This window comes from Methylotuvimicrobium sp., from assembly GCF_050611805.1.
Taxonomy (GTDB): domain Bacteria; phylum Pseudomonadota; class Gammaproteobacteria; order Methylococcales; family Methylomonadaceae; genus Methylotuvimicrobium.
This window is the reverse complement of the sequence record NZ_JBNGHF010000052.1, coordinates 22,350-28,972: the sequence shown is the minus strand read 5'-3', so window position 1 is coordinate 28,972 and position 6,623 is coordinate 22,350. Positions and strand designations below refer to the sequence as shown.

The 6,623-nt window shown below is 50.4% G+C and carries 4 protein-coding genes; 3 read left to right on the top strand and 1 reads right to left on the bottom strand.

What is annotated here, in order from left to right; translation table 11 throughout:
• Positions 1-815: 815 nt before the first annotated feature.
• Positions 816-1,667: an SIR2 family protein gene (locus ACRJJO_RS18515; protein ID WP_431067101.1), complete on the bottom strand. Its 852-nt coding sequence runs from the start codon at positions 1,665-1,667 to the stop codon at positions 816-818.
• A gap of 684 nt (positions 1,668-2,351) precedes the next feature.
• Here ACRJJO_RS18515 and nifH point away from each other — a divergent pair.
• The 3 genes from nifH to nifK all read left to right on the top strand — a co-directional run bounded on the left by nifH (position 2,352) and on the right by nifK (position 6,550).
• Positions 2,352-3,221, top strand: coding sequence for a nitrogenase iron protein (gene nifH, locus ACRJJO_RS18510; RefSeq protein ID WP_431067100.1), 870 nt, complete (start codon positions 2,352-2,354; stop codon positions 3,219-3,221).
• Positions 3,222-3,358: 137 nt separating this feature from the next.
• Entirely contained in the window at positions 3,359-4,837 is a 1,479-nt protein-coding gene (gene nifD, locus ACRJJO_RS18505) for a nitrogenase molybdenum-iron protein alpha chain (RefSeq protein ID WP_431067099.1), read from the top strand.
• A gap of 141 nt (positions 4,838-4,978) precedes the next feature.
• The gene (nifK, locus tag ACRJJO_RS18500) at positions 4,979-6,550 is read left to right on the top strand and encodes a nitrogenase molybdenum-iron protein subunit beta (RefSeq protein WP_431067098.1); all 1,572 of its coding nucleotides are present in this window, start codon (positions 4,979-4,981) and stop codon (positions 6,548-6,550) included.
• Positions 6,551-6,623 lie beyond the last annotated feature (73 nt).

Sequence of the window (6,623 nt, the reverse complement as noted above, 5' to 3'; positions counted from 1 at the left end):
GAATTGCCGAGAAGACGGTCGATGCGCTTGATTTTATGTTTGAGATAGGCCGGCCTCTACGGTGGCCATGAGCGCTTTAAGCCGGGTTCGATGAAGCTCAGGAAGTGCCTGTTTGATTAAACGATGGAGTAAACTGATGGTCGACATAGGGCCTCCCCGGCGAAGCTGAAAGATTACGAATTTCAGCAATTAGACCCGAAAAACCAATTTATCGATCAATTTTTAGCTATAGCAAATTGTTTTATATGGCTATTTTGTGGGGATACCTCAGGTTCAGGTTACTTTTTTGATTAATCATAGCCCATGTTTGACACCTAATTTTAAAACCCATTATGAATCAATACATTATTGATTCATAAATGACCGTAAGGCACTACATAGGCGTCTCTTAAGCGAGATTCGATCTAAAGTAGAGTTTTTTGTATACCTCCAGGAAGCGGGGCGAAGCGCTTCTTGGCCTAAGGCTGAATCTGTGCATCGGAGCGCAGTGACGAAAGCCCGAAGTCGATTACCGTGGTCCGGCTTTGCCAATCTATACCTTTCGTACTTCAAATTTCGGCAGTGCCAGAGAAGGCGCCTGGGTGTCTGATAAAGGCTTTGCCAGCATGGAGCTGGCATAGAGCCTACATGGACGTATTCACCCAGCACCTAAATTATCCAAGATAGTTAACCATAGTCAATGGACTATGGAATTTAGGTGCTGGGTTCACGGCGTCCTTTAGCGGACACCCAGGCGCCGAATTTTGAGCTACGACGGGTATATTTTTCACGAAATCCTATGCGGTCCATTAGAAAATAATAACGCCGCCTTATATCTAAGCCGCCTCTTTCGCTATCATGTAATCCAGAAAGTCTTTGCAATCGGCCGGAATAATTTCGAACCCCAGCCGTTTGCAGAATCGTTGCTCCTTCACAGTAGGATTTTTCCGCATCACCCAACCTTTCGGTTCGCTAGCCGCGTAAACGATGTCGCTCATTACCATGCGCTCGGAGTCGCGGTTCAGCGGCAGACCCAGCAGCAAATATTTCTTATTCTTCCGGTACTCTTTTAAAAATTGCGGAATCGCGAATCCGCCCATCAATTCAGTAATGTAGTCGACATAATCGGCATCCGAAGCGATGTAGTTCGACACCGGTTTTGGGGTACCCATCGGCTTAAACAAAATCGGAATGTTCGGATTCGCGTCGGCCTGGTCGATTTCGAGATACTCTTTGCCGTCGTAGTGAAAAATCTTGAATCGATTTTGACTGGCCGAAATACGCGCGACGCCGACAATCAGCGTGTGCTCGACATCGGCATAGCTGTCGAGCAATTGCGTATCGCGATTAATATCGACGACATAATGCGGCCGCCATTCGGAAAGCCAATTATGGATACTCGCCCGCGTCCAATCCGAATGACCGTAAACGCCGTCCAAAAACTGGGTCAAAAAATTCCTCCCCCGTTTCAATTCCCGGTTCATCGCCGCTCGGGGAAATTCGTACATCAGCTTCGGCGCCATCGGCTGCCCGTCGTTCATCGCCAAAATCAGGCTTTCGCTATCGGCCGGAATCGGCTGACCGGTTTTTTTATGATTTGAATCGAATAAAACACCCGGGCCTAAGTAAGGTACAACCTCGTTATCGTAGAGACCGGAAAGAATTTCGGAAAAGACGTTGTTGTTCATGCTTTGCTCCTGTTTGAATTAACATTCTAAAGTGAAAGCAACTTCCGAACCAAACATATATCCTTCTGTAATATTTGAATTTTTCTATCATCAATTTGAAAATCAGCGAATTCCATAGGCAACATAACATTAACATTTGTCGGGTTTCTAACAAACCGACTTCTACTCATCAAATACCCTGCCCTGTCTTACTATACTCAATCGTAGATCAAAATTTGGCACCGGTGTGCCCGTCAAAGGACGCCTTGAACCCAGCACCTAAATTCCATAGGTCTTTGGCAATGATTCAAAATCATGGCTTATTTAGGTGCTGGATGAATTATCCAAGACAATTAACCATGGCCAATGGGCTATGGAATTTAGGTGCTGGGTAAATACATCCATGTAGGCTCTATGCCGGCCCCTCACCTTGCGTTAGTTGAGGGGCCGAGCACCCCGACGCCTCCTAAGGCACTTCCGAAATTTAAAGTGCTAAAGGTAAAACTATAGCCTTTCGATAATCGCCTACAAAATCACTTTTCGGATGTAGCCAAACCTACCAGGCCCAACAATTTGTCGCTAATACAACCCGAACTCCCCTGACAAAAAACCTATTTTACTCTTTATATCAATGTCTTACAGCATTGGCACAACGATTGCTTTATCTCGATTGCCATTAACCACAAATTCAAAGAGGAGAAGACCATGGCATTACGTCAATGTGCTATTTACGGTAAAGGTGGAATCGGGAAATCGACCACTACCCAAAATCTGGTTGCCGGCCTGGCCGAACTCGGCAAAAAAGTCATGATCGTCGGCTGCGACCCGAAAGCCGACTCGACCCGCTTGATCCTGCATGCGAAAGCGCAAAACTCGATCATGCAAATGGCAGCCGATGCCGGCAGCGTCGAAGATCTCGAATTGGAAGACGTGCTGAAAGTCGGTTACGGCGAAATCAAGTGCGTCGAGTCAGGCGGCCCGGAACCCGGTGTCGGTTGCGCCGGCCGCGGTGTTATTACCGCGATCAACTTCCTTGAAGAAGAAGGAGCCTACGATGAAGACCTTGATTTTGTTTTCTATGATGTTCTTGGGGACGTTGTCTGCGGTGGCTTTGCCATGCCGATCCGTGAAAACAAGGCGCAAGAAATTTACATCGTTTGTTCGGGCGAAATGATGGCAATGTATGCCGCCAATAACATCGCCAAGGGTATCGTGAAATACGCGAACTCGGGCGGCGTGCGTCTGGCCGGCTTGATATGCAACAGCCGCAACACCGCGCGCGAAGATGAATTGATCATGGAACTAGCCCGCCGGTTAGGAACCCAGATGATCCATTTCGTGCCGCGCGATAACGTCGTGCAACGTGCTGAAATCCGCCGTATGACGGTAATCGAATATGAACCGTCCGCTAAACAAGCCGATGAATACCGTTCATTAGCCCAAAAAATTATCGACAACAAAAATATGGTCATCCCGACGCCTATTACGATGGACGAGTTGGAGGACCTTTTGATGGAGTTCGGTATCATGGAAGAAGTCGACGAGTCGATCGTCGGAAAAACCGCTACAGCTTAACGGCTAGCCGGGCAGGCGCGAAAGAGCTTCGCCCGGCTCCGAGCTAACCAGGTTGAATTATCGCAAATGCTTAACTCAACCTCCGATTCCCAAATCTGCCTGTTGGGGGATTACCCACGGCAAGAGAGGATAAGATTATGCCAGCCATGACAAGAGAAGAGACCGAAGCGCTCATTCAGGAAGTGCTCGAGGTCTATCCCGAAAAAGCCCAAAAAGATCGGGCTAAACATTTAGCCGTAAACGATCAAAGTTTGGAAAAAGCCAATAAATGCATTACGTCGAACCGCAAATCGCTGCCCGGCGTGATGACGATACGCGGTTGCGCCTACGCGGGTTCGAAAGGCGTGGTGTGGGGTCCGATCAAGGACATGATCCACATTTCGCACGGCCCGGTCGGCTGCGGTCAATATTCCCGCGCCGGACGCCGTAACTATTATGTCGGCACGACCGGCGTCAACACCTTCGGCACAATGAACTTCACGTCCGACTTCCAGGAAAAAGACATTGTGTTCGGCGGCGACAAAAAACTCGCCAAGTTGATCGACGAAATCGAAGTATTATTTCCGCTCAATAAAGGTATCTCGATTCAATCGGAGTGCCCGATCGGTCTGATCGGCGACGACATCGAGGCGGTTGCCAAGATGAAGAAAAAGGAACACGGCAAAACGGTCGTGCCGGTACGCTGCGAAGGCTTCCGAGGCGTTTCGCAATCGCTCGGCCATCATATCGCGAACGACGCGATCCGTGACTGGGTCCTTGAAAACCGCGACGGAGACGACAGCTTCCCGACCACGCCTTACGACGTAGCCGTAATCGGCGACTACAACATCGGCGGCGATGCATGGGCTTCGCGGACCTTGCTCGAAGAAATGGGATTGCGCGTCGTTGCGCAATGGTCGGGTGATGGTACGATCGCCGAAATCGAGATAACGCCGAAGGTCAAATTGAACCTGATCCATTGCTATCGTTCGATGAACTACATCGCCCGGCACATGGAAGAAAAATACGACATTCCGTGGATCGAATACAACTTCTTCGGCCCGACCAAGATCGCCGAATCCTTACGCAAAATCGCCGCACACTTCGACGACACGATCAAGGAAGGCGCCGAACGCGTCATCGAACGTTACAAGGCAGAATACGAAGCGGTTATCGCGAAATACCGCCCGCGCCTGGAAGGCAAACGCGTGATGCTCTATGTCGGAGGTCTCCGTCCGCGTCATGTCATCGGTGCCTATGAAGACTTAGGAATGGAAGTGGTCGGCACCGGCTACGAATTCGCACATAACGACGATTACGACCGCACGATCAAGGAAATGGGCAATGCCACCTTGCTGTACGACGATGTCACCGGCTACGAGTTCGAAGAGTTCGTCAAAAAAATCCAGCCCGATTTGATCGGTTCCGGCATCAAGGAAAAATACATTTTTCAGAAGATGGGCATTCCGTTCAGACAAATGCATTCCTGGGATTATTCCGGCCCCTATCACGGCTACGACGGTTTCGCGATTTTCGCCCGCGACATGGACATGACATTGAACAATCCGTGCTGGAAAAACATTAAGGCACCTTGGAAAAAAGAGACTACTAGCGAGCCGGTTAAAGCCGCCGCTTAAAAAATCGAGGAGCAAGGCGAAAAATGAAACATGAAAGGCGGATTATCGCCGGCGATCATCCTTCATATTCTTTCGTCTTGTACCTTTCATCTTTAGCCTATTACGCCTGTCCACAGATTGGTGGCGCGTTAGGAGATTACCATGAGTCAACAAGTCGACAATATTCAACCCAGCTACCCTTTATTCCGTACCGACGAATACAAGGAAAACCTGGCAACCAAACGCGCGGAATACGAGGAACGACATCCGCAAGAACAAATCGATGAAGTCTTCCAATGGACGACGACCGAGGAATACAAGGAACTGAACTTTAACCGAGAAGCACTGACCGTCAACCCGGCCAAAGCCTGTCAGCCTTTGGGCGCGGTCCTTTGCGCGCTGGGCTTCGAGAAAACGATGCCGTACGTGCACGGCTCGCAAGGATGCGTCGCTTATTTTCGGACCTACTTCAACCGGCATTTCAAAGAGCCGATCGCCTGCGTATCGGATTCGATGACCGAAGATGCGGCGGTGTTCGGCGGTCAGAAAAACATGTTCGCCGGCCTTGAAAACGCCAAAGCCTTATACGAACCGGAAATGATCGCGGTTTCCACGACCTGCATGGCCGAAGTGATCGGCGACGATTTGAACGCTTTCATCGGCAATGCCAAAAAAGAAGGCCATATCGAGCAGGACTTCCCGACACCGTTCGCGCATACGCCGAGTTTCGTCGGCAGCCACACGACCGGCTGGGACAACATGTTCGAAGGCATCGCGCGCTATTTCACGCTGAACTTCATGGAAGGCAAGGAAGCCGGTTCGAACGGCAAGATAAACTTCGTGCCCGGCTTTGAGACCTATCTCGGCAACTTCCGCGTGATCCACCGGATGATGAAGGAAATGGGCGTCGATTATTCGCTGCTCAGCGATCCGACCGAAGTGCTCGACACGCCGGCCGACGGTCATTTCCGGATGTACGCTGGTGGCACGACGATGGACGAAGTCAAAGACGCGCCTAACGCCTACAACACGATTCTGCTACAGCCTTGGCAGCTCGAAAAAACCAAGAAATACGTTCAGAACACCTGGAAGCACGACGTGCCGAAATTGAACATTCCGATGGGCCTGGAATGGACCGACGAGCTGTTGATGAAAGTATCGGAAATCACCGGCAAGCCGATTCCGGAATCTCTGGAAAAGGAACGCGGCCGCCTTGTCGACATGATGACCGACTCGCACGCCTGGCTGCACGGCAAAAAATTCGCGCTGTACGGCGATGCCGACTTCGTACTGGGCATGGTCAAATTCCTGCTCGAACTAGGCGCCGAACCGACCGAGATCCTGGTCAATCATGCCAACAAACGCTGGAGAAAAGCCTGCGAGGCGGTTTTGGAAGCCTCTCCTTACGGTAAAAACTCCACCGTGCATATCGGCAAGGATTTATGGCACTTCCGTTCGCTGGTATTCACGAACAAACCGGATTTCATGATCGGCAATTCCTACGGCAAGTTCATCCAGCGCGACACCTTCTACAAAGGCGAGGAATTTGAGGTACCGCTGATCCGCATCGGCTTCCCGATCTTCGACCGCCACCATCTACATAGAATGACGACCTTGGGCTACGAAGGCGCGATGTACATTCTGACCACGCTGGTCAATGCGGTTCTTGAGCAATTGGATAAGGAAACCAAAGGCATGGGCACAACCGATTACAACTACGATTTGGTTCGTTGATCCCCCGGCCGGATTCGCGATATTGCGCAATCCGGCCACCCATGCACCCGGTTGGATTACACCCTACCGGGCT